Source organism: Polaromonas sp., assembly GCF_030689685.1.
Lineage (GTDB): Bacteria > Pseudomonadota > Gammaproteobacteria > Burkholderiales > Burkholderiaceae_C > Polaromonas.
Window position 1 is genome coordinate 1 of sequence record NZ_JAUYEY010000015.1, and the last position, 21697, is coordinate 21697.

Genomic DNA, 21697 nt, shown 5'->3' on the forward strand with positions numbered 1-21697 from the left:
ATGCATCGGGGCCAGCGGGCGAGTCTGGGAAACCAGGCGGACCACGCAATCAAGGCCGGATATAAGTAAGCAGCCGACTTCTTCGCAACACGACACAAATTCTTCTTGCTACCCGGGAGGCATCCATATAAGACACCATGAACGCCCCCATCCATCCCGACCACTTGCTGCCCCAACTCAATCTGCGCGACACGCCCACGGCGCTGATCGACGCGCTGAAGGCCAGGTTTGGAGAACGCTGCTCCACCGCGCTGGTGGTGCGTGAGCAGCATGGCAGGGACGAGTCTTCGTTTGCAGCACCGCCGCCGGCCGCCGTGGTGTTTGCCGAAAGTACGCTCGACGTGGCCGATGCGGTCAAGCTGGCGGCCCAGCATCAGGTACCGGTGATTCCCTTTGGCGTCGGCACCTCGCTCGAAGGCCATCTGCTGGCCGTGCAGGGCGGCATCAGCATTGATGTGGGCCGCATGAACAAGGTCTTGTCCATCAATGCCGAAGACCTGACGGTCACCGTGCAGGCCGGCGTGACGCGCAAACAGCTCAATGAAGAAGTCAAAAGCACCGGCCTGTTTTTTCCGATCGACCCCGGCGCTGACGCGACGATTGGCGGCATGAGCGCCACCCGCGCCAGCGGCACCAACGCCGTGCGTTACGGCACCATGCGTGAAAACGTGCTGGCGCTTGAAGTGGTCACTGCCAGCGGCGAAGTCATACGCACCGGCACCCGCGCCAAAAAATCATCGGCCGGTTACGACCTGACCCGCCTGATGGTGGGCAGCGAAGGCACGCTGGGCGTGATCACTGAAATCACCGTCAAGCTTTACCCGCTGCCCGAGGCGATATCCGCCGCCATCTGCTCTTTCCCGAGCATTGAGGCAGCGGTACGCACCACCATCCAGATCATCCAGCTGGGTGTTCCGATTGCCCGGGTTGAACTGATAGACGCCAACACGGTGCGCATGGTCAACGCGCACAGCAAACTTGGCCTGCGCGAAGAACCGATGCTGCTGATGGAGTTTCACGGCTCTCCCAACAGCGTCAAGGAGCAGGCCGAGACGGTGCAGGAAATTGCCGCTGACCAGGGAGGCAATGCCTTTGAATGGGCCAGCACGCCCGAAGAACGCACACGCCTGTGGACCGCGCGGCACAACGCCTACTTTGCGGCCATCCAGTCCCGGCCCGGTTGCCGCGCGATTTCGACCGACACCTGCGTGCCCATCTCACGCCTGGCCGACTGCCTGCTGGATTCGGTCAGCGAAGCCGATGCCAGCGGCATCCCCTACTTTCTGGTCGGCCATGTGGGCGACGGCAACTTCCACTTTGGCTATTTGATTGACCCGAATATTCCTGAGGAGCGGCGTGTTGCCGAGGAGCTGAACCACAAGCTCGTCACACGCGCGTTGGCGCTTGAAGGCACTTGCACCGGCGAGCACGGCGTGGGCCTGCACAAGATGGATTTTCTGGTGACAGAGACCGGCAACGGCGCGGTAGACATGATGCGCACCATCAAGCGCGCACTGGACCCGCTGAACATCATGAACCCGGGCAAGATTTTTACGCTTTGAGCCCGCGTACCGTGGGTGTGCAAAACATCGACGCGCTCAGGCTACGCCTGACGGCCGCTGTCACTCTGGATGAGCTTCACGCCCTGTGCCGCGAGCACAGCGAGGCGCTGGGCTTTCAGCATTTTGTTTATGCGCTGCGGGTTCCAACCCACTTCGCTGATGCACGCCTGATCATGATCGACGGCTACCCGCCGGGCTGGGTCAAACACTACTTTGAACAATCTCATTTTGACGCCGACCCGGTGATGGCCTATTGCACGCGGCATGTGGTGCCGGTGTGCTGGAGCGACCTCAGCCTGGAGCCCGGTAGCCAGGCCGAACGCATGATGCAGGAGGCGGCAGGCTTCGGCCTGCGCGACGGTGTGACCATGCCGCTGCACAGCCCGCAGGGCGAACTCGGCATTCTCAGTCTGGCGGTGGACGCCCCTGCGGAAGAAGCCCGCGCCATCAGCCAGCGCGCGCTAAGCCACGTTCAGGTGCTGGCGGGTTATCTGCACGAAGCGGTGCGCCGCGTCAGCGGTCTGCTGCACAACGGTGGCCCGAATCTGACCCCGCGCGAGATTGAATGCCTGCGCTGGGCGGCAGATGGCAAAACCTCTGGCGAAATTGCCCAGCTGCTGGGGCTTTCCGAGAGCACGGCCAACTTTCACCTGAACAATGCCATGCGCAAACTCGACGTCGTCAACCGCCAGCATGCGGTGGCCAAGGCGGCGCTCCAGGGCCTCATCCAGCCCCGGCCTTTCTAGAGGGCTCCCCCCCTTCTGGTCGGCGCACCCTGTCAGATCTGACAGTAGACGCCACACGGCCATCGCGCTTCAATCGCTGTTTCGCGTGTGTCTGACCTTTCGGTCCGCACCACATATCGCAAGGTCACGGTTTTTCCATGACTTTGAAAAATCGCGCGAATCACGCATACCGCCCTTCGGGGGCGGCTTGAAATTTGAATAGTTGTTCTCCTGAGAAAAGGCTTAACCATGAAACTCACCAAACTGCTTCCCCTGATGCTTCTTCTGCCCCTGAGCGGCATTTTTCATGGCTGTACGACCAGTTCAGGCAGCGTGCCCGCAGCCAGTGCGTCTGCACCCAGTGATGGCAACAGCAAGGCAGAGAAAAAGATATCGATGGCGATTGGCCAGGAGGTAGGAACCTTCACCATTGCCGGCCAGCAGAAAATAGATTCGGCGGGCGGAACAGATGGAATGCAGTACACGGTAAAAACCAAGGCTGGAAAAACGTTCAAGTGCGACATTTTGGAGCCCTCCGGTTTTGGCAAGGTGATGAGTTGGGGAATGGCCAGCGGATCAAGCGCCATGTGCACAGATTTCACGGCGGGCTCACCAGACCAGGGGAAAACGAACAAGGCAAGCTGCAATGCGTTGCTGAAAGCGGCTGGTAAATGCTGAGATATCGCTAGCCCCGAAGTCCGTTGGGTAAACCGAAAGGGCGCAAATCATGAATCGGCGTGCCGCACAAGGATTGACGCATCGCTAGCGCTTGCTGCACGGTCTTTCACTCAACATGCCCAAGCTTCGACTGCGGGCTGGCTTGGGTCACTGGCTGCAAGCACGGCACTTTTTGTATTTGACGCTCATGCTTGCGCGAGCCATCTGCACCTACTGACATAACGGTGTCAGCATGGTTAAGTTAACTTCTAATTTTGTAACTACTCAGCATCCCAAGCCCGCAAGCGTGCCAGGCGTTCCTAAAGAAACAAACTACTTTTAGTTGTCAAGTCGGTGGTTGTTAAATCTGTTTCTTGAGAGCTCTGTCGTGGTTCGGTCCCCTCTCCCGCTGGCGGGAGAGGGCTAGGGTGAGGGTGGCGGTGCGTTTGATCAAGTGACATCCATTCGGCTGCGGGGAGCCCTCACCCCAACCCTCTCCCAGAGGGCGAGGGAGAAAGAAAGCAGCCCGGTCCAACCTGAGTAGTTACCTGAATTTCCTTAATTACTTGGTAAAACCTATGAAACTCAAATCACTTTCAAACATCCCCGCCGTTGGCGGCATGGAAATTTCGACGTTCAAGCTGAAGGAAGGTGTTTCTGAAGCCGAGTTATTTACGGCTGTAGAACAAATGGTCAAAGGCCTGTACGAGACCGAAGACGGGTTTCTGGGTCATGTGGTGTTAAAGGGAGCAGATGGCACCTATGTCGATGTCGTTTTTGCTACCTCGCAGCAGCGCGCGGCTGAACTGTGCGCCAAGTGGGGGACTGGCCCATTCGCCTCGGCGTGTGTCCCCTATCTTGAGAAGATTCAAGAGGGTTCAGTCAACCTTGCGTTTTTCGAGCGCGTCATGTGACATGACTACTCTTGAAGAAGCTGGCACGGTGGTCTCTGCCGATGGCCTCATGACGGCACTGGTCTGCGAAAGATATGGCACACCTGACGTGCTGAAGTTCGTAGAGATTCCCCGCCCCACGCCCAAGAATAACGAAATCCTCATCCGTGTCCTAGCGTCCACCATCACATCAGGTGACCTCCGAGTGCGCAGCATGGACATGCCGGAAGGCTTTCGCACGCTGGGTCGACTGGCCTTGGGTTGGCACGTTCCGAGGAATGCAACTTTGGGCGCGACTTTTGCGGGTGTGGTGCAAAGCGTCGGAAACCGTGCGGCAGGATTCACCCCTGGTAATGAGGTGTTCGGTATCCGTGGTTTTCGCATGGGCGGGCACGCCGAGTACCTGTGCATGTCCGCCAAAGGCGCCATCGCTCACAAACCAGAACATCTGTCGTTTGAGGGCGCTGCTGCACTTTCTTTCGGTGGTGGCACGGCGCTTTTCTTCCTCACGCGCGCCGGTCTTGTTGCAGGGGAGACGATCCTGGTCAACGGCGCGTCTGGCAACGTCGGTATGGCTGCGGTTCAACTGGCCTGTGTCATGGGCGGTCAAGTCACAGGCATAGGCAGCGCGGCTCACCTCGATCAAGTGCGGTCCCTGGGTGCCGTGCGAGTGATCAACTACGCGCTGGAAGACTTTACTGCGCTGGAGCAACGTTACGACGTGGTGTTTGACGTGGCCTGCAACCAGAGCGTCGAGCGTTGCCTGAAGGTGCTCAATCCCGGTGGCCGCCTGATCCGCCTCCAGGCGGGGCTGCCGGAGATGTGTCGGGCCATGTTGCAACCGCGCCGCGCGGGCCGGCACATCATTGTTGGCACTGCCGAGGAGCGAGCCGACCAGCTTGGACACCTGGCTGAGCTGGTCCGTCAAGGACGCTATCGCCCGGTCATCGCACGCGTGTTCCCATTCGAAGAGGCCATAGAGGCACATCGCTACGCTGACCGACCTGGTCACGGTGGAAGCGTGGTGCTCAAGATGAGCCCCATCGGATAAAACGGGGCGCTATCCCGATCAATGGGCATCGCATCGTGAGCACTGCTTCAAGCCGTCAGTGCCCGCCTCCGGGGAGCTTGGCGAAATGCCTTGTCGAAGAAGACAGGAAGCTCGCGTTTTAACTGCTGCAGGAAGGCCTGGCGGTCGAAGCCTGGCGGGTTGGCGCCAATGTCGCCATCTTCGGACGCAATAGGCGTACTGGGTGTGTCCATCAGCGACGGGATAGGCGGCGACGGTGGCTGCCCGGCGCGGCCCATGCTACAGAAAATGGGGTCATCGACGCGATGGCCTTCGCAATGCGTGGCGATACGCGACGGGTCTGAGCGGTGCGGTCGGCACGAACATCAAGCCCCCGCCGCAGCCGCTGAGCGTCCTGAACCCCGGGCGAGATATTGACGCTTTGCTGCTGCTGTACCCGGCTCGTCACCCCTGTCCGCCCAAGTCCAGTCGCTATCAAAATAATAGCTACTCACGCATACAAACAAAGGGCTAGAAGCCTTATTGGTATAAAATCCCGGTCGCCCCACGCTTGGCGCGCTGATTCAATACACGCCCGCGCTTTTTGCCGATTATCGAGTCTCCACTCCGGAGAACTCCATGAACCTCGATATCAATGGCAAACGCATAACGGTAGACGACGGCTGGCGCGACGAGACCCTGCTGTCGGTGCTGCGCGAGGCGCTCGGCCTGGTCGGCGCCAAGTTCGGCTGCGGCGTCGGGCTCTGCGGCGCCTGCACGGTGCTGGTTGACGGGCAGGCCCAGCGCAGTTGCCTGCTTCAGGCCGCTGACCTGGCGGGCGCCAAAATCGCCACAATTGAAGGCCTGTCGCGCGGCGATGAGTTGCACCCGGTGCAGCGCGCCTGGCTGGACGAATCCGTTCCCCAGTGCGGCTACTGCCAGACCGGCCAGATCATGTCGGTGGTGGCCCTGTTGCGTGTCAAGCCCAAGCCCGATGACACCGACATCGACGCCGCGCTGGCCGGCAACCTGTGCCGCTGCGGCACGCAGCAGCGCATCCGCCGCGCGGTACATCGCGCAGCCAAGGCGGCCGGCGGGGGTGCGGCATGAAGCGGCGCGGTTTCCTCGGTGTGGCTGGTCTCGCCGCTGGCGGCCTGACGGTGACCTTCCTCGGCGGCTGCGCGCTGCCGGTGATTCCGAAGCGGCCCCTGCCGGATGCCGAAGCCGCCCTGTCGTGGGTGCGTTTTGCGGCCGGTCGCTACACGCTGTTCCTGCCGCGTGTCGAGATGGGACAGAACATCCTGACGGCGTTGAAGCAGGTTGCCTGCGACGAGCTCGGCGTACCCTGGTCGCAGGTCGATGCGCGGCTGCCGAGCACGAACGACATCCGCCGCGTCAAGGCCACCGTCGGCAGCGATTCGATCAAGGAGTTTGCGATTCCGCTGGCCCAGGCCTGCGCGACGCTGCGCGAGGCCCTCGCCACTGGTCGCACCGAAGGCCTGCTGCCGACAAAGCCCCGGCCTTTCGCCGAACTGCGCGCCTTCGCCCGCAGCGCCGTGCATGTGGGCCGGGCACAGCCGATCGAGCAAGGCCCGGCCATCGTGCGCGGCTTGCCGCTGTATGCCGCCGACGTGCGCCGGTCGGGCATGCAGTTCGGGCGGGTGCTGCGCGCCGCCGCGTCGCCAGAGCTGGCCTCACGCGCGAGCGCCATGAATGAAGCCGCTGCGCGGGCCGTGCCCGGCTTCGTCGCGCTGGTGCGCGATCCGCTGCTGACGCAAGGCGTGAGTGAAGGCGTAGGTATCGTGGCGCGCACGCCGGGCGCACTCTTGCGCATCGAAGCGGCGCTGGCGGTCCAGTGGTCTGTCCAGAGCAGCTTCGCCCAAGCCGATATCGACCGCAGCATCGACATCGATGCCCGGCTCGGCAAGGGCTCACTGGCCCACCGTGTCAGCAAGGACAGCATCGACACCCAGGCGGCCTGGGACGTGGACCTGCGGCTGGACGTGCCCTTGGCCGCGCATGCACCGATCGAGCCGCGTGCCGCAGTCGCCGAATGGTCGCCCGCCGGCGAGATGCAGCTCTGGGTCGGCAGCCAGGACGTGTTTTACCAGCGTGATGTGGTCGTCAAGCGCCTCGGGCTGGACGACAAGCGTGTCGTTGTGCATGGCTCGCGGGTTGGCGGTGCGTTCGGCGGCAAGACCATCTCGACGGTAGAGCTGGAAGCGGCCGTGCTGGCGCGCGCCGTCGGCGGCGCGGTCAAGGTGCAGTGGACGCGGGCGCAGGAGTTCCGGTTCGGTTTTCACCGGCCACCATCGAGCCACCGCATCCGCGCCCGGCTGAAAGACGGCCGCATCGACCAGTGGTGGCATGCTTTCGCTTCCAGCCACATCCTGTTCACCAACGCCGTGGTGCCGCCGTGGCTACAGAAACTCACCGACTTCATCGGCGACGACGGCGCGGCGCGCGGCGCATTGCTGCCCTACCGCGCGGCTGCCAAACGCACCGAGTTCGACCTGGTCCGGCTGCCCGTGCTCACCGGCCCGTGGCGCGGCCTGGGCGCCGGGCCGAACGTGCTGGCGATCGAGTCGGCGATTGACGCCCTGGCGCGGCGCGCCGGTGCCGATCCGGTCGCTTTCCGGCTGGCACACATTGAAGACCTGCGGCTGGCGCGCGTGCTGCGGCGCGTGGCGCAGGCGGCGGGTTGGGGGCGGCCGCTGCCTGCGGGCTCCCGATTCCTGGTCGGCCGGGGCGTGGCTTGCGGCATCTACAAGGGCATGAGCTACGCCGCCGCAGTGGCCGATGTCGAGGTCGATCCAGCGTCCGGCCAGGTGCGCGTCACGCGACTGTGGTGCGCCCATGACTGCGGCCATGTTGTCAACCCAGACCAGGTGCGCGCGCAGTGCGAGGGCAACCTGGTGTGGGGCCTGGGCATGGTGCTGGTTGAGGCCTTGCCCGTGGCCGACTCGCAGGTCGCCGCCGCAACGTTTGCCGACTCGCCGATCCCGCTTATCTCCGACGTGCCGCCCATGGAGGTGGTGTTGGTCGATGAAGGCGACGCACCCACAGGCGCCGGCGAGACCGCCATCGTCGCTGCCGCCGGAGCGGTGGCCAATGCGTTGGCCGCCGCCACGGGTTGGCGCGCATCGCGGCTGCCAGTGCGGCCGGCCGACCTGCTCGCAGCGCTGGAGTCAACGAAGGGCCGCTCCCGGGTTGGCTCCCGAGCAGGCGCTGCAACGCTTGCCAGTGCTCGCGGCGCGCCTTGACGCGGCCAGTTGCGCACCGTCGTGCGCCTGCGCCCCGGCTCCTGACGGAGCCGATCATAATCTGGTGTCGGATCACGAAGGAGCCATCGTGCCAGCCAGTTCACCCAAAGACAACGCCGGTGTCGTCGCACCGGCACCGGCCATCTATGGCGCAGCCCTGGTGCTTGGACTGGCCGCCGAGTTCACACTCCCGACCGTGCCTTTACCCCGGCCCGTTTCGCTTTGGCTCGGAGTTGTCATCATTGCGCTTTCAATCCCCATCGTCATCTCGGCGTTCAAAGCACTCGCCCGGGCAAAGACGGCCTTCGACGCACGAAAGCCCACGAGCGCCCTCGTCAGCGACCGAGCGTTTCACTACAGCCGCAACCCGACCTACCTGTCACTCACGCTGCTGTACGCCGGTATCGCGTTGGTCCTCGGCTCGCCTTGGGTCTTGCTCATGGTCGTGCCGGCCGTGGCGCTCACGCAGTGGGGCGTGGTCCTGCGCGAAGAGCGGTACCTGGAAACAAAGTTCGGTGACGAGTACCGTCGCTACAAAACGAAGGTTCGCCGGTGGCTGTAAAAACGCGATCAAACCCTTTGTTGCGGCGCACCGCTTCGGGTTTGTGCTGAACTTGATCGCCAGGCGATGAGTGCCCCGGAACCAGGAGCCTGCCGGCGCGGTCTCGTGGAGCGCGTCGCCCGTTTCGCAGTCCTCCACGGCTCGCGGCGCCGGGCCATCGCAGCGCTGTCAGCCGTCTCGGTCGGCGACTTCTTCGTGCCCGCGCTGCCAACCCAGACCTCGGTGCTGGCGCTGGGCTTGATGCAGCCGCAACGCGCGGCGTGGATCGCGCTGGCCTTTGCGACCGCCGCCGCGCTGGGCGCCGCCTTGCTCGCGCTGCTGCTGTCGGCCGTCGGTGGCTACGCGCAGCAGTTTGGTGCCGAGCAGTTCGGCGCGGACTGGACGCGCATCACCGGGCGCGTCCAGGTGCTGGGGCTGTGGGCCGTCTTTGCCGCCTCGATCTTCCCGACGCCGCCCCGGCTGCTGACGGCCGCCACCCTGCTCGCCGGGGCCGCCGTGCCAGCGGTGGTGGCGGCGGTCTTTGCCGGCAAGCTGATCTGGTTCGCTTTGTTCCTGGGCTTGCTGATCAAGGCCCCTGCCGTGCTGGCCAGGCTGCCGGTGCTGAGCGGGGCGCTGCTGCGCTTTCGCGCGTTTCAAGCTGCCGTGCTCGCCGGGGATCGCGGCGACAATTCATGATCCTAGAAACCGCAGTTGACCGCTCACTTGCCGCCTGCATGGCCGCTGCCAGCCCATGACCGACTTCGCCAGCGCGGCCATGGTCCGGGTGCTGGTGAACGGCATGCAGTCGCTCGGCCTGGACACGTCGGCGGCAGACATGCAGCCGACACAAGGCGACGCGCAGGTGCGCTTGGATATCAAGCAGCAGCTCGTCGGCTCGGCGGTGCGGCAAGCCGGCTTGTCGTGCCTGGTGAAGCTGGGCCGGGGCGGGCATCTCAACCTCGACGATCCGACGCACCGGGCCCTGACCTTGGCGCGTGACGCCGCCGACCTCTTTGATCGCTGGGGCCGGTTAGAGCGCTTTGTGCATTCGCTGCATTGGGTCGAAGTGGCTGCACTCGAACCCGGCGCTGCCCTGCTTATCCATCGCTCGCGCGCGCCCGGTGCGGCGCCGAGTGCGGCCGAAGACCTGGTGGTTCTCGGCGTGCTGCTGGCCCTGCTGGAAGCCATCGGGCTACAGGATGTGGCGGCCGAAATCGATGGCCGGCGGGTCTATCCCGAAGCCGGCAAATCGGCCGAAGCGGTTTTGCAGCGGCTGGCGCAAGGCGCCCGCACCGGAACATGGCATGTGCGCTGGCGCCCGCCCGCGCACGCGCAGGCACGCAGCGTAGCCCCGGCCCGGCCCGGGCCTGCGCAGGTCCACGCGCCCAGGGATCTTTGTTCTGCCTTGCCTTGGCCCAAGCTGGCGCATCACTGCGCGGCTATCATCCTCGACGATCTCCTGCAGCGGCGCACGGTCGGCGCCGTGGCACGCGACGTCGGCACCTCTGCGCGCAGCCTTCAGCGGGCCCTGGCGGCCGCCGGGCTTAGCTACTCGTCGGTGCTGGCCGAGGCCCGGCTGCGCGCGGGAGCGTGGTGGCTGCTGGAGTCCACGCTACCGATCGCGGAGGTCGGGTTCCTTTCTGGCTACGCCGACCAGCCCCACTTCACGCGCGACTTCAGCCGGCGTATCGGCCTGTCGCCAGGCCGATACCGGGAGAACTTCGTGCGCGGCGCATAACCTGCGCGGCGGTGCGCTCAGTCGGCGGCGCCCGCGACACTGTCTGCACGCCCGAAAGCGAACAGACGCAAGTCTGGCGACAGGTGGCGTGAAAACTCCGCCGCGAGCCGCCAGGTTTGGAGCCCCCGCCACCGCCACGGCGTGACCTATTTGCCGCCGCGCAGCCGCTCGATCAAGCCATTGAGCTCGTCCATCGAGGAGAACTGGATCGCCACTTCGCCCACGTCTTCGCGCCTGCCATTGCGCTTGACCTGTTTTTTGATGCGCACTTCCACATCCGCCATCAGCAGGTCGGCCAGCTCTTCCTCAACGCGGCGCGTATCACGCGACTTCTCCTTCGGGGCTTTTTGCGGTTTCAGCGAAAACTCGGCGCTGAGTTTTTTGACCAGATTTTCGGCCTCGCGCACCGACATTTTTTTTGCGGCAATCTGGTTGCCGGCGGTGATTTGTGTGGCACGGTCCAGGCCCAGCAAGGCGCGCGCATGGCCCATGTCGAGGTCGCCGGCCATCAGCATGGTTTGCACAGGCTCGGCCAGGTTCAGCAGGCGCAGCAGGTTGGAGGCAGCGCTGCGTGAGCGCCCCACGGCCTGCGCCGCCAGCTCATGCGTCAAGCCAAACTCTTTCACCAACCGTTGCAGGCCGTGCGCTTCTTCCAGCGGATTGAGGTCTTCACGCTGGATGTTTTCGATCAGCGACATGGCCGCTGCGGCCTCATCAGGCACGTCACGCACCAGCACTGGCACGCTGTCCAGGCCGGCAATTTTTGCGGCCCGGAAGCGCCGCTCGCCGGCAATGATTTCGTACTTGCCGTCGTTGGCGCCGCTGGTCAGACGCCGCACCAGAATCGGCTGCATGATGCCTTGCGCCTTGATGCTTTCCGCCAGCTCGTACAACGCGCCCTCGTCCATGCGTGTACGCGGCTGGTACTGGCCGGCCACCATATCGCCCAGGCGCAGCGAGGCCGGCAGGCCCGGGCTGCTCAGGCTGCTGTTGGGGTTGTCGCCGGATTCGCTGACCTTGGGGCCCAGCAGGGCTTCGAGTCCGCGGCCCAGGCCTTTGGGTTTTTTGGTGACCATGGTTTTTCTTTCAAGCTCAATAGTTAAATTTCGTCGATGGTGTAGCCCGATTCGCTTTGGTGGCGAATTCGCAGAACGGTGACGATTTTTTTGTCGCGGTTGTAGCTGTAGCGCGCCAGGTAGCCACTGCGGCCACAGTGAATGATCAGCTCGCGGTAGCCACCTGCAACTGGGCGACCCATGCCGGGCTGAATAGCCAAAATGGATATCGCTTCACCGATAAATCTCACCAAATGGCTACTCAATGGGTTTCCTTGCAGTTGCAAAAAAACTTCCAGCCGCTCGATGTCTTCAAATGCAGCGCTGGCGTAGTCAATCGCTACAGACTGACTCATGGCCTGGTGGCGCCTCGCCACGGCTTCAACTCCGGTTTTGCCGGGTTTTCACCACGCGCGCGCGCCTCAAAGTATTCAGAGACATCCTCCAACCGATAGGCCAGCCCAGTGCGTTCTACCTCGGCCAGCGCATCGAGCGAGTCTTGCTGAAACTGCTCTTGCTGCTGGGCGCGCCGGGCGGTGTCGCTGAGCGCTTTGACCATAAAGGCATGTGCCGTCATGCCGGACTTGCGCGCGGTTTCGTCAATTTGCGCTTTGAGCTCGGCGGGCAGTTTCAGGCTGGTAGCAACTTGCATGGCGTTTTCCTGAGGAGTGGGACAGCTTGATAGACGCAGGTAGTCAGATGTGACTACCGCGTTAGTTTAGCAGCGTGAGCTTGCTTGTTCAGTGTGTTGCCACTCGGCGAAAGGCAGAACTCGCGGCTTGGAAAACGCAGCGTCTGTAGTCGCTTCAGGTGCTCATGCGCCTGCGGCCACTCGCCCAGCCCGCTGTCGGCATTGATGTGGCCACACGGGCCGACATCCACAAAGTCGGCGCCCCAGGCGGCGGCAAAGCCCCGCGCGCGCGCCAGATCGCAAAAGGGGTCGTTGCTACTGGCCAGCACCAGCGCCGGAAACGGCAGCGCCTGCAGCGGCACCGGCGCCCATCCCGGCAGCACCTGGCGCACATCGGCACGCTCAACATCGGGGGGCGCTACCAGCAAGGCGGCCTTGACGCGGTGTGTGTTGCGTGAATGGGCGGCCCAGGCCGCCGCCAGCATGCAGCCCAGGCTGTGCGCCACCAGCACGGCTGGCCCCCCACCCTCGGCATCTGTGTCCAGCAACACTTCTTCAAGCCGGGCGCTCCAGTCGCCGCGCAAGGGACGCAGCCAGTCATGCTGCTCAACCCGCTGATAGCCGTGCGCGGCTTCCCACAGGCTTTGCCAGTGGCCGGGGCCGCTGCTCTGCCAGCCGGGAAGAATCAGGGTGTGCGCAGGGCTCATCGTGGCAAGAATAAAGTTGCTATTGTTTTAATAGCTGCTCGCGCATATACAGCAAGGGCTACAGGTCGATTTGGCTTGTAAAACCATCACATGCGCTTGATGCGCTGCACCATCTCTTCGGCAAAGGCGACAAAAGCCTGCGCGCCTTTGGACGAGGGATCAAACACCACGCCGGGCAGACCGTAGCTGGGCGCTTCGGCCAGGCGCACGTTGCGCGGAATCACGGTGTTGAACACCTTGTCGCCAAAATGCTCTTTGAGCTGGTCGCTGACCTGCTGCTGCAGGGTGATGCGCGGGTCAAACATCACGCGCAGCAAGCCGATGATGGCCAGGTCTTTGTTCAGGTTGGCATGCACCTGTTTGATGGTGTTGACCAGATCGGTCAGGCCTTCGAGTGCAAAGTACTCGCACTGCATGGGCACAATCACGCCGTGTGCGCAGCACAGGCCATTGAGGGTCAGCATGCTCAGCGACGGCGGGCAATCGATGAGCACAAAGTCGTACTCCGCCACCACCGCTTCAAGCGCCAGCTTCAAACGCTTTTCGCGTCGCTCTACCTCGACCAACTCGACCTCGGCACCGGCCAGCTCGCGGTTTGCGCCCAGCACGTCGTAGCCGCATTTTTCGCTGTGCACCCGCGCTTCCTGAATCGAAGCCGACTCCAGCAACACGTCGTACACCGTCAGCGCCAGCTTGCGCTTGTCCACACCCGAACCCATGGTGGCATTGCCCTGTGGGTCCAGATCCACCATCAGTACCCGCTGACCGACCAGGGCCAGGCCGGCAGCCAGATTGACAGTGGTGGTGGTTTTGCCAACCCCGCCCTTTTGGTTGGCAATACAGAAAATCTTGGCCATCTTGTTCTTCTATGTGGGTTCAGGGACTATTTGGAAGCGGCCAGTTTGAGCCCGAAGCCAATCAGGAAGACACCCGCCGCCTTGTTCAGGAAGCCGGAGATTTTGGGGTTGGCGCGTATGCGTTCAGCCAGAAAGTGCGTCAGCAGCACTGATGTCAGGCCATACAGAAAAGTCAGCCCGGCAATGGTTGCGGCCATTACCGCAAACGTCGTGATGCCGCGGTGTAGCGCCGGGTCCACAAACAGCGGGAAAAAGGCCATGTAAAACACAATCGCCTTGGGGTTGAGCAGGGTGATCAGCAGCGCCTGGCGAAAGTAATGCCGCGGCTTGATCTGCAAAATCGGCGCGTCACCGGCCTTGACCATCAGCAGCTTGATGCCCAGCCAGGCCAGGTACACCGCGCCCGCCCACTGGACGATGTGAAATGCGGTCGGATAGGCGGCCATCACGGCAGACACGCCAGCCACCGCAGCCCACAGCAAGACCTGGTCACCGGCGATGACGCCAAAAGTGGCCCCCAATCCGCCCGGAATACCGCCCTTGCTGGTTGACGTGATCAACGCCAGGTTGCCAGGCCCCGGAATCAGCAGAAAAACAATGATTGCGATGACAAATGCGCCGTAGTCAGCGACGCCAGCAAATGAGCCCAGCATGAAAATCCCCGGAGTGAGGCGTGAGTTTACGTCAGCGCACCGGGCTGCCCGGCCACTTCCCGCGGGAAAGGGCTGTCGGCATGGCTCAAACCGTGGTTTTTTGACGCATCCAGACGACGCAACGCTCGGCGTCCAATCCTGGCACCCGCAACTGTTCCACGTGAAACACCTCGACCTCGGCCGGCAAGGCGGTGATTTCATCGACCGGATGTTTGCCCTTCATAGCCAGCCAGACGCCGGCCGGGGCCAACGCGCCGACCGACCACCGGGTGAAATCGGGCAACGATGCAAAGGCGCGCGAACAAATCACGTCAAAGGTCTGGGTCACGCTTTCAACCCGCGCATGTAACCCCGTCAAGTTGGGCAACTTCAGGACCAGCGCCGCCTGTTTGATAAAAGCGGCTTTTTTTGCCACGGTGTCCACGCAGGTCACCGTCACGCCAGGACAGCAAATGGCAAAAACGACCCCCGGCAGCCCCGCGCCTGAACCTACGTCGAGCAGGCCAGCGCCCTGCGCCAGTCCCGCCTGCTGTAGATGATGCATCAGCGGCGGCACGGCGGCCAGGCTATCCAGCAGGTGGTGCGTCATCATTTCCGCAGGGCTGCGCACGGCAGTCAGGTTGTACACCTGCGTCCATTTGGCAATCAGCGCCTGGTAGTCCAGCAACTGGGCGATCTGCTGGTCGTTCAGCTCAAGCTGCAAGGCGCGCAGGCCCGCCCGCAAGGCCGTCTCTGCATCACCCATCAGGCTTCAGCCTGTTCTGTGGATGAAAGCGGCTTGGTGTTTTTCCACAGGTTTTTTTTCAGGTGCACCAGCAACAAGGAAACAGTAGCCGGCGTGATGCCTGAAATGCGCGATGCCAGGCCCAGCGTTTCGGGCCGGTGTTTGGCCAGGGTCTGGCGCGCTTCAAAGCCCAGGGCCGTGACCTGTAGGTAGTCCAGATCGGTCGGCAGTTTGAGGTTTTCGTAGTGCGAGGCACGCTCGACCTCGATTTTTTGCAGGTCAATGTAACCCGCGTATTTGACGGCAATTTCGATCTGCTCAATCACGCTGCGGGCCAGGTCGCCAACCGCAGATGTTTCACGTGAAACTTCAGGCGCCAACTCGGGGTTGATATATTTGCCGTCGTCCAGAGACATCAGCGCGGCGTAATTCACGTCGGGACGGCGCAGCAGATCAAGCAGGTTGTATTCGTGCTCAATCGCCTTGCCCAGTACGCGCTCGGCTTCTGCCGCCGGCAGACTGCGTGGATTGACCCAGATCGCGCGCAGTCGCGCTGTTTCACGTGAAACAGCGTCGCGCTTGCGGTTAAAAGCATCCCAGCGGGCGTCATCGACCAGGCCCAGCTCCCTGCCCTTTTCCGTCAGGCGCATGTCGGCATTGTCTTCGCGCAGCATCAGGCGAAACTCGGCCCGGCTGGTGAACATGCGGTAAGGCTCGGTCACGCCCTTGGTGATCAGGTCATCGACCAGCACGCCCAGATAAGCCTCATCGCGCCGTGGCAACCAGCTTTCCTTGCCTTGGCATTGCAGGGCCGCGTTGATGCCGGCAAACATGCCCTGGGCTGCCGCCTCTTCATAACCAGTCGTGCCATTAATCTGACCGGCGAAAAACAGACCGGCAATTGCCCGGGTTTCAAACGTTGTTTTCAGCGCGCGGGGGTCAAAGTAGTCGTATTCAATCGCGTAGCCGGGACGCAGGATGTGGGCGTTTTCCATGCCCGCCATGGACCGTACCAGCTCATATTGAATATCAAAAGGCAGGCTGGTCGAGATGCCATTGGGGTAGATCTCATGCGTGCTCAAACCTTCCGGCTCCAGGAAAATCTGGTGGCTTTCCTTGTCGGCAAAACGGTCGATCTTGTCTTCCACACTCGGGCAATAACGCGGCCCGACGCCATCAATCTTGCCGGTGAACATCGGGCTGCGGTCAAAACCAGAACGAATGATCTCGTGCGTGCGCTCATTGGTGTGGGTGATCCAGCACGACATCTGCTTGGGGTGCGTTATCTGGCCGCCCATGAAGCTGAAAACTGGGACTGCCCCGGGCGTGCCGCCGGGCATGCCGTCGCCCGGCTGCTCGGTGCATTTGCTGAAGTCGATGGTCCGGCCGTCGATGCGCGGTGGCGTGCCGGTTTTCAGGCGACCCTGCGGCAGTTTGAGTTCTTTCAGGCGCGCGCTCAGCGACACCGCCGGCGGATCGCCGGCCCGGCCCGCCGCGTAATTGTTCAGGCCGACATGGATCTTGCCGTCCAGAAAAGTCCCTGCCGTCAGCACCACGGTACGCGAGCGGAACTTGATGCCCACCTGCGTGACCGCGCCCACCACCCGGTCAACTATTCCGTCCGATTCGACCATCAGGTCATCCACTGCCTGCTGGAAGAGCCACAGATTGGGCTGGTTCTCCAGCCTGCGGCGAATCGCCGCCTTGTACAACACACGGTCGGCCTGCGCCCGTGTGGCACGCACCGCCGGGCCCTTGGAAATGTTGAGAATGCGAAACTGAATGCCGCCTTCATCAGTGGCCAGCGCCATCGCGCCCCCCATGGCATCGACCTCTTTGACCAGGTGGCCCTTGCCGATGCCGCCTATGGACGGGTTGCAGCTCATCTGGCCCAGCGTCTCGATGTTGTGGGTCAACAGCAGGGTTTTGCAGCCCATGCGGGCTGAGGCCAGCGCGGCCTCGGTACCGGCATGGCCTCCACCGACCACGATGACATCAAATTCTTGTGGGTAGTACATCTTCAGTTCTCAACCAGTTCTGTCGGCAAACCCATGCTGCTTGCCACCTGGGCCTGTCGTTTGTCTGCCGTTACAAAAAGGTCCACCCGGCCCACCAGCGCGCTGCCGATATGCAGCGCATCCATGCCGCGCAGGGGGCCCAGCTCCATGGCCGAGAAAGCGAAGCGCTCTACCCGGGCATCCAGCGGCACCAGCGTCATGTCGGCCACGTCTTTTTGTGCTGCCGCCCAAGCCCGGTCGAACTCTGCCGTCGGCAAGCTGCCTTCACGGCGGCGCCTCAGCAGGGCAGAAGCCACTTCAGTTTTGCAATGCGCCGCTATCAATAACTCGCTGGCGGCTTCCATCAAGGTCAGCACCCGTTCGCGCCCGACTTCACTGGCGTAACGCTTGGTCAATGCAGAGGCATCAAACATCAGCCGCATTTCGCCGTCGCGCGGCAGGCTGCGCGCTGGTGGCGGCGCGGCTGGATAAGCAGGCGAGCTTTTCACCATGGCGACTCATTGCGCTCTTGCAGCACAGCGCTTGACAAAGAAGCCTTTTGCGGCAGCACCACGGGCTCAAAAGGCTGCTTCCAGCTCGGTATGTGCGCCGGCAGGTCCTTGATCGGCACCAGCTCCGCCACAGGTTTGCCATGGCGCAAAATGCGCACCGTTTCGCCCTGCTCGACCAGATCAATCATGGCCGCCGCATGGGCGCGGAATTCGCTCAAAGGAATCGTGTGCATTTTGTACAAGTTATGAAGTTTTGTACATTTTAGTCTCCTTGTGCGGCTTAGACGAGGAAGGTGCAGTTTTTCTCCCTGCTGCCTGTGTTGAAATTGCGGCATGACTACCCCACCCACCCCACTCCTCGTTTTTGCCGGCAGCACCCGTATGGCTTCGTTCAACCGCAAACTCGCCCATGTTGCCGCGCAGATGGCGCGCGCCAGCGGTGCCGAGGTCACACATATCGAGCTCAGCGACTTCGACATCCCGATGTACAACGCCGACCTGGAGGCCCAAGGCACTCCGGCCGACGTGATGAAGCTCAAGCAGCTCATGTTCGAGCACCCGGCCTGGATCATCTGCTCACCCGAATACAACGGCAGCTACACCGCGCTGCTCAAAAACACCATCGACTGGGTCTCCAGCCCCGTCAAAAGCGACCCGGCCTGGCAAGAAGGTTTCAAATCCTTCACCGGCAAGGTGGTGGGCATGCTCAGCGCCTCACCCGGCGCCCTGGGCGGCCTGCGCTCGCAAAGCCATTTGGTGCCGCTGCTGCTCAATGCGCAATGCTGGGTCGCGCCCAAGGCGTTTGCGCTGGGTCGCGCGGCTGAGGCGTTTGATGCGCAAGGGCAGCTAATCAGCGAGAAACACCGCAGCAGCGTGCAGGCGGTGATTACCCAAGTGCTGGACGCCAGCCGCCGTTTGAATGACTAAATCGGCCTCCAGTCCATGCCAGACATGGGCAAGCAGCTCCTACTTTGATAGCAAGCAGCCATGAGCTGCCGCCCAGGCTGCGGCGCCTGCTGCATTGCCCCGTCCATCAGCTCAGCCATCCCGGGCATGCCGCAGGAAAAACCGGCGGGGGTGCGCTGCGTGCAGCTCGATGAGGCCAATGCCTGCCGCATCTTCGGGCAGCCGGAACGACCGGTGGTCTGCCGGCAATTGATGCCATCGGTGGAGATGTGTGGTGCCGATCCGCCGGCGGCGCTGGCCTGGCTTACCTTGCTGGAACAGGCTACTGCGCCACGCCTGTCATCCCGGACTTGATCCGGGATTGATGCCCGTTGAATATTCACTTCGGGTCAATTCATGTGGCCTGCCAGCAAGCCGAGTCTCGCCCCGGCGGGCGAGGCACTTTTCTTTGCGTCGCCAAAGAAAAGTACCCAAAAGAAAGGCGACCCGATGGTCTGGGTCCCTCCGCTTCGCTCCGGGCAACCTGCGGTGCTCGCCGAAAACGGGGTCGAGCTCGAACTCGCCTGCGGCTCAGACAATCGCTCGCCCTGATCCGTTTTCGGCTGTGCTCCTCGGCCCAGCCCGACGGGTTGGGGGACCAAAGACAAATACCAAATCCCGGATGCGGGGAGCCCTGACGCGCGAAGCGCGTCAGGGCGTATTCGGTTGGCCGTCATGTTTGCACGCGAGAGCAGCACACGCGGCCAAATAAAGTCCCCCTCCATCGCCCAGCGGGGCGAGGGAGGGGCTAGGGGTGGGAGTGGGGAGTTAGACCCTACTGCCGAAGGCAAACCGGGAACGCAGCGTGACGCAACGAATCCCTTCAGCGGCAGAACGCCGGATCAGAACGGGTAGTGCCGTGGCGCCGTCTGTATCGTGATCCAGCGCAGCTCGGTAAATTCGGCCACACCCGCCTTGCCGCCAAAGCGCCCCATCCCGCTGCCCTTGACTCCGCCAAACGGCATCTGCGCCTCGTCGTGCACGGTCGGTCCGTTGACGTGGCAAATGCCGGAGTCGATACACCGTGCCACGTTGAAGGCGCGCGCGATGTTCGAGCCAAACACTGCCGCCGAAAGGCCGTAAGCGTTGTCGTTGGCGCAGGCCACGGCCTCCTCCACGCCGCTGACACGCACCACACACTTGACCGGGCCAAAGGTTTCTTCGTGGTAGATCCGCATCGCGGGTGTGACATGGTCCAGCACTGTTGCGGGCATCAGTGTGTTTTGTGCCTTGCCGCCGCAGGCCAGCTTCGCCCCCTTGGCCAGCGCATCATCAATCAGCGCATTGCAGTGGGTGACCGTGCCCATGCCAATGACCGAGCCCAGCACCACCGGCTCGGGCTTGCGCGGATCGCCCAGCGGCAGAGCCCTCGCTTTGGTGGCGAAGCGTTTGACAAACTCATCGGCGATTTTCTGGTCCACGATGATGCGCTCGGTGGACATGCAGATCTGGCCGCTGTTGGCAAAGCAGCCAAATGCGGCGGCATTGACGGCGTCGTCGATGTTGGCGTCGTCCAGAATCACCAGCGGCGCCTTGCCGCCCAGCTCTAGCACCACCGGCTTCAAGTATTTGGCGCAGGTCATCGCAATAATCTTGCCCACCTTGGTCGAGCCGGTGAAGTTGACACGCCGCACCGCCGGGTGCGCCACCATGGCCTCGACCACCGCGCCCGCATCCGCCGGCGCGTTGGTGATGTAGTTCACCACGCCGGGTGGAAAACCCGCGTCAAGAAAAGCCTCGACAATCAGCTGGTGCGTGCGCGGGCAGTTCTCCGAACCCTTGAAGATCACCGTGTTACCGCAAGCCAGCGGCGTGGCAATCGCCCGCACCCCCAGGATGATGGGTGCGTTCCACGGCGCGATGCCCAGCACCACACCGGCGGGCTGGCGCATCCCCATGGCCAGGCTGCCGGGCACATCGGACGGAATCACCTCACCGCTGATCTGTGTGGTCAGCGATGCCGCCTCGCGGATCATGCCGGCGGCGAGCATCACGTTAAAGCCCGCCCACATGCCGGAGGCGCCGGTTTCAGCGACCACGGCCTCGATGAATTGCGGCGTCTTGGCTTCAAGCGCATCCGCCGCCTTGAGCAGCAGTGCGCGACGCATGCCCGGCCCGGTTTCGCTCCAGGTCTTGAAGGCCTCGGCGGCGGCCTCGGCGGCCATCACCGCATCGGCAGGCGATGCGGCGGGGGCACGGGTGGCAACACTGCCGTCGAGCGGGTTGCGCCGCTCGAACGTCGCGCCTTTTTCGGCGCTGACCTTGAGGCCGTTGATCAGCATGGACATGTCAGACATCGTGGTACTCCTTGAAAATTCGGGACGTTGATTAGCGCTCACCCTGAGCGTGTCGAAGGGCGGGGGTAGGCTCAGCCTGAACGGAATTGGATCGGGCGGCCGCGACCGGCGCCGCTCCGAGGTAGGCCTCGCGAATCACGGATGATCGCGCCAGCAGCGCGGCCGGGCCGCTGGCCACCAGCGCCCCGCGCTCCAGCACATAGCCGCGATCCGCCACGGCCAGCGCCTTCTTCACGTTTTGCTCAACCATCAGCACGGTGGTGCCGCTGTCGGCAATGCGCCGCGTCATCGCCAGCAGCTCGTCAACCATCCTGGGCGCCAGGCCCAGCGACGGCTCGTCCAGCAGCAGCAGGCGCGGCGCACTCATCATGGCGCGCGCCACGGCCACCATCTGCTGCTCACCGCCGCTCATGGTGCCGGCCAGTTGCTGCGCGCGTTCGCGCAGTTTGGGAAAGTCGGTAAACGCCTGCTCCAGCCGCAGCGCGCGTTCGGCTTTGCCGGCCAGCCAGCCGCCCAGCTCCAGGTTTTCAGTCACCGTCATCTGCGGAAACAACTGCCGGCCTTCGGGCACCAGGGCCATGCCGCGCTGCACGATCTCGCTGGTTTTGAGCGGCAGCTTTTGATCGTCCAGCAGAATCTCGCCGCCGCGCGGAATCAGCCCCGACAGCGCCTTGAGCAAGGTGGTTTTGCCGGCGCCGTTGGGGCCAAGAATCACCGTCAGGCCGGGTTTGACCTCCAGCGTGACATCGCGCAGCACCAGGAAGGCGCCATAACCAGCGCTCAGGCCCCGCACCTTCAGGTGCGCATGGCCCGACGAGCCCAGCACAAACGGGGGGGCATGCCACATCATGGTTCAGTTGCCTCCCCAATTGTCTTGGTCCATGCTCTGCCGCAGTGTCGGCAACGGGCCGCACTACGCTGGTCGATCCCG

24 protein-coding genes are annotated in these 21697 nt (G+C 63.1%); 12 read left to right on the top strand and 12 right to left on the bottom strand.

The window, feature by feature from the left end; all coding sequences use genetic code 11:
• Nucleotides 1-137: 137 nt before the first annotated feature.
• From Q8O29_RS03740 to Q8O29_RS03785, 10 genes are all read left to right on the top strand, one after another.
• A complete protein-coding gene (locus tag Q8O29_RS03740; protein WP_305560721.1) occupies nucleotides 138-1562 on the top strand; it encodes an FAD-binding oxidoreductase in 1425 nt (474 codons plus the stop codon).
• Nucleotides 1559-2308 (top strand): LuxR family transcriptional regulator, encoded by a 750-nt coding sequence (locus tag Q8O29_RS03745; RefSeq protein WP_305560722.1) that lies wholly within the window; start codon nucleotides 1559-1561, stop codon nucleotides 2306-2308. The genes Q8O29_RS03740 and Q8O29_RS03745 overlap by 4 nt, the downstream gene beginning before the upstream one ends.
• A 228-nt stretch (nucleotides 2309-2536) precedes the next feature.
• Nucleotides 2537-2965: a hypothetical protein gene (locus Q8O29_RS03750; RefSeq protein ID WP_305560723.1), complete on the top strand. Its 429-nt coding sequence runs from the start codon at nucleotides 2537-2539 to the stop codon at nucleotides 2963-2965.
• 557 nt (nucleotides 2966-3522) lie between these two features.
• A complete protein-coding gene (locus tag Q8O29_RS03755) occupies nucleotides 3523-3858 on the top strand; it encodes a hypothetical protein (RefSeq protein WP_305560724.1) in 336 nt (111 codons plus the stop codon).
• A gap of 1 nt (nucleotide 3859) precedes the next feature.
• On the top strand, nucleotides 3860-4888 hold the full coding sequence (locus Q8O29_RS03760) for an NAD(P)-dependent alcohol dehydrogenase (RefSeq protein WP_305560725.1): 1029 nt from the start codon (nucleotides 3860-3862) through the stop codon (nucleotides 4886-4888).
• Nucleotides 4889-5485: 597 nt separating this feature from the next.
• The gene (locus tag Q8O29_RS03765) at nucleotides 5486-5956 is read left to right on the top strand and encodes a (2Fe-2S)-binding protein (RefSeq protein WP_305560726.1); all 471 of its coding nucleotides are present in this window, start codon (nucleotides 5486-5488) and stop codon (nucleotides 5954-5956) included.
• Nucleotides 5953-8109 carry a xanthine dehydrogenase family protein molybdopterin-binding subunit gene (locus tag Q8O29_RS03770; RefSeq protein WP_305560727.1) on the top strand — a complete coding sequence of 719 codons (2157 nt, stop codon included), beginning with the start codon at nucleotides 5953-5955 and terminating at the stop codon, nucleotides 8107-8109. The genes Q8O29_RS03765 and Q8O29_RS03770 overlap by 4 nt, the downstream gene beginning before the upstream one ends.
• An 88-nt stretch (nucleotides 8110-8197) precedes the next feature.
• Entirely contained in the window at nucleotides 8198-8671 is a 474-nt protein-coding gene (locus Q8O29_RS03775; RefSeq protein ID WP_305560728.1) for an isoprenylcysteine carboxylmethyltransferase family protein, read from the top strand.
• 105 nt (nucleotides 8672-8776) lie between these two features.
• A complete protein-coding gene (locus tag Q8O29_RS03780; RefSeq protein ID WP_305560729.1) occupies nucleotides 8777-9346 on the top strand; it encodes a hypothetical protein in 570 nt (189 codons plus the stop codon).
• Between the two features lie 55 nt (nucleotides 9347-9401).
• A complete protein-coding gene (locus Q8O29_RS03785; RefSeq protein WP_305560730.1) occupies nucleotides 9402-10388 on the top strand; it encodes a helix-turn-helix transcriptional regulator in 987 nt (328 codons plus the stop codon).
• Between the two features lie 146 nt (nucleotides 10389-10534).
• On the opposite strand, the gene Q8O29_RS03790 is transcribed toward Q8O29_RS03785, so the two are convergent.
• The 10 genes from Q8O29_RS03790 to Q8O29_RS03835 form a co-directional block, all read right to left on the bottom strand.
• Nucleotides 10535-11464, bottom strand: a complete 930-nt coding sequence (locus Q8O29_RS03790; RefSeq protein WP_305560731.1) for a ParB/RepB/Spo0J family partition protein — start codon at nucleotides 11462-11464, stop codon at nucleotides 10535-10537.
• A gap of 23 nt (nucleotides 11465-11487) precedes the next feature.
• Entirely contained in the window at nucleotides 11488-11799 is a 312-nt protein-coding gene (locus Q8O29_RS03795) for a type II toxin-antitoxin system RelE/ParE family toxin (RefSeq protein WP_305560732.1), read from the bottom strand.
• Nucleotides 11796-12095: a hypothetical protein gene (locus tag Q8O29_RS03800; protein ID WP_305560733.1), complete on the bottom strand. Its 300-nt coding sequence runs from the start codon at nucleotides 12093-12095 to the stop codon at nucleotides 11796-11798. The genes Q8O29_RS03795 and Q8O29_RS03800 overlap by 4 nt, the downstream gene beginning before the upstream one ends.
• Before the next feature lie 53 nt (nucleotides 12096-12148).
• Entirely contained in the window at nucleotides 12149-12781 is a 633-nt protein-coding gene (locus tag Q8O29_RS03805; protein ID WP_305560734.1) for an alpha/beta hydrolase, read from the bottom strand.
• An 86-nt stretch (nucleotides 12782-12867) separates the two neighbouring features.
• Complete coding sequence (locus Q8O29_RS03810; protein ID WP_305560735.1) at nucleotides 12868-13638, bottom strand: ParA family protein; 771 nt, start codon at nucleotides 13636-13638, stop codon at nucleotides 12868-12870.
• Between the two features lie 26 nt (nucleotides 13639-13664).
• Nucleotides 13665-14291, bottom strand: coding sequence for a LysE family transporter (locus Q8O29_RS03815; RefSeq protein ID WP_305560736.1), 627 nt, complete (start codon nucleotides 14289-14291; stop codon nucleotides 13665-13667).
• A gap of 85 nt (nucleotides 14292-14376) precedes the next feature.
• Nucleotides 14377-15036, bottom strand: coding sequence for a 16S rRNA (guanine(527)-N(7))-methyltransferase RsmG (rsmG, locus tag Q8O29_RS03820; protein WP_305560737.1), 660 nt, complete (start codon nucleotides 15034-15036; stop codon nucleotides 14377-14379).
• The gene (gene mnmG / locus Q8O29_RS03825) at nucleotides 15036-17033 is read right to left on the bottom strand and encodes a tRNA uridine-5-carboxymethylaminomethyl(34) synthesis enzyme MnmG (RefSeq protein ID WP_305560738.1); all 1998 of its coding nucleotides are present in this window, start codon (nucleotides 17031-17033) and stop codon (nucleotides 15036-15038) included. The genes rsmG and mnmG overlap by 1 nt, the downstream gene beginning before the upstream one ends.
• A gap of 2 nt (nucleotides 17034-17035) precedes the next feature.
• On the bottom strand, nucleotides 17036-17524 hold the full coding sequence (locus Q8O29_RS03830) for a type II toxin-antitoxin system VapC family toxin (protein ID WP_305560739.1): 489 nt from the start codon (nucleotides 17522-17524) through the stop codon (nucleotides 17036-17038).
• Nucleotides 17518-17757, bottom strand: a complete 240-nt coding sequence (locus tag Q8O29_RS03835; protein ID WP_305560740.1) for a type II toxin-antitoxin system Phd/YefM family antitoxin — start codon at nucleotides 17755-17757, stop codon at nucleotides 17518-17520. Before Q8O29_RS03835 ends, Q8O29_RS03830 begins: the two co-directional genes overlap by 7 nt.
• 100 nt (nucleotides 17758-17857) lie before the next feature.
• Between Q8O29_RS03835 and Q8O29_RS03840 the strand changes: the two genes are divergently transcribed.
• Entirely contained in the window at nucleotides 17858-18451 is a 594-nt protein-coding gene (locus Q8O29_RS03840; RefSeq protein WP_305560741.1) for an NADPH-dependent FMN reductase, read from the top strand.
• 60 nt (nucleotides 18452-18511) lie between these two features.
• On the top strand, nucleotides 18512-18784 hold the full coding sequence (locus tag Q8O29_RS03845; RefSeq protein WP_305560742.1) for a YkgJ family cysteine cluster protein: 273 nt from the start codon (nucleotides 18512-18514) through the stop codon (nucleotides 18782-18784).
• 527 nt (nucleotides 18785-19311) lie between these two features.
• Here the strand turns inward: Q8O29_RS03845 and Q8O29_RS03850 are convergent.
• Nucleotides 19312-20766 (bottom strand): aldehyde dehydrogenase, encoded by a 1455-nt coding sequence (locus Q8O29_RS03850; protein WP_305560743.1) that lies wholly within the window; start codon nucleotides 20764-20766, stop codon nucleotides 19312-19314.
• A 31-nt stretch (nucleotides 20767-20797) separates the two neighbouring features.
• Entirely contained in the window at nucleotides 20798-21616 is an 819-nt protein-coding gene (locus tag Q8O29_RS03855; protein WP_305560744.1) for an ABC transporter ATP-binding protein, read from the bottom strand.
• Nucleotides 21617-21697: the final 81 nt, after the last annotated feature.

What these genes read in the sequence shown, in the direction of transcription:
- Q8O29_RS03740 (WP_305560721.1), top strand. Translation starts at nt 138, where the DNA reads ATGAACGCCCCCATCCATCCCGACCACTTGCTGCCCCAACTCAATCTG.
- Q8O29_RS03750 (WP_305560723.1), top strand. Translation starts at nt 2,537, where the DNA reads ATGAAACTCACCAAACTGCTTCCCCTGATGCTTCTTCTGCCCCTGAGC.
- Q8O29_RS03755 (WP_305560724.1), top strand. Translation starts at nt 3,523, where the DNA reads ATGAAACTCAAATCACTTTCAAACATCCCCGCCGTTGGCGGCATGGAA.
- Q8O29_RS03760 (WP_305560725.1), top strand. Translation starts at nt 3,860, where the DNA reads ATGACTACTCTTGAAGAAGCTGGCACGGTGGTCTCTGCCGATGGCCTC.
- Q8O29_RS03765 (WP_305560726.1), top strand. Translation starts at nt 5,486, where the DNA reads ATGAACCTCGATATCAATGGCAAACGCATAACGGTAGACGACGGCTGG.
- Q8O29_RS03770 (WP_305560727.1), top strand. Translation starts at nt 5,953, where the DNA reads ATGAAGCGGCGCGGTTTCCTCGGTGTGGCTGGTCTCGCCGCTGGCGGC.
- Q8O29_RS03785 (WP_305560730.1), top strand. Translation starts at nt 9,402, where the DNA reads ATGACCGACTTCGCCAGCGCGGCCATGGTCCGGGTGCTGGTGAACGGC.
- Q8O29_RS03790 (WP_305560731.1), bottom strand. Translation starts at nt 11,464, where the DNA reads ATGGTCACCAAAAAACCCAAAGGCCTGGGCCGCGGACTCGAAGCCCTG.
- Q8O29_RS03795 (WP_305560732.1), bottom strand. Translation starts at nt 11,799, where the DNA reads ATGAGTCAGTCTGTAGCGATTGACTACGCCAGCGCTGCATTTGAAGAC.
- Q8O29_RS03800 (WP_305560733.1), bottom strand. Translation starts at nt 12,095, where the DNA reads ATGCAAGTTGCTACCAGCCTGAAACTGCCCGCCGAGCTCAAAGCGCAA.
- Q8O29_RS03805 (WP_305560734.1), bottom strand. Translation starts at nt 12,781, where the DNA reads ATGAGCCCTGCGCACACCCTGATTCTTCCCGGCTGGCAGAGCAGCGGC.
- Q8O29_RS03810 (WP_305560735.1), bottom strand. Translation starts at nt 13,638, where the DNA reads ATGGCCAAGATTTTCTGTATTGCCAACCAAAAGGGCGGGGTTGGCAAA.
- Q8O29_RS03815 (WP_305560736.1), bottom strand. Translation starts at nt 14,291, where the DNA reads ATGCTGGGCTCATTTGCTGGCGTCGCTGACTACGGCGCATTTGTCATC.
- rsmG (WP_305560737.1), bottom strand. Translation starts at nt 15,036, where the DNA reads ATGGGTGATGCAGAGACGGCCTTGCGGGCGGGCCTGCGCGCCTTGCAG.
- mnmG (WP_305560738.1), bottom strand. Translation starts at nt 17,033, where the DNA reads ATGTACTACCCACAAGAATTTGATGTCATCGTGGTCGGTGGAGGCCAT.
- Q8O29_RS03830 (WP_305560739.1), bottom strand. Translation starts at nt 17,524, where the DNA reads ATGGTGAAAAGCTCGCCTGCTTATCCAGCCGCGCCGCCACCAGCGCGC.
- Q8O29_RS03835 (WP_305560740.1), bottom strand. Translation starts at nt 17,757, where the DNA reads ATGCACACGATTCCTTTGAGCGAATTCCGCGCCCATGCGGCGGCCATG.
- Q8O29_RS03840 (WP_305560741.1), top strand. Translation starts at nt 17,858, where the DNA reads ATGACTACCCCACCCACCCCACTCCTCGTTTTTGCCGGCAGCACCCGT.
- Q8O29_RS03845 (WP_305560742.1), top strand. Translation starts at nt 18,512, where the DNA reads ATGAGCTGCCGCCCAGGCTGCGGCGCCTGCTGCATTGCCCCGTCCATC.
- Q8O29_RS03850 (WP_305560743.1), bottom strand. Translation starts at nt 20,766, where the DNA reads ATGTCTGACATGTCCATGCTGATCAACGGCCTCAAGGTCAGCGCCGAA.
- Q8O29_RS03855 (WP_305560744.1), bottom strand. Translation starts at nt 21,616, where the DNA reads ATGATGTGGCATGCCCCCCCGTTTGTGCTGGGCTCGTCGGGCCATGCG.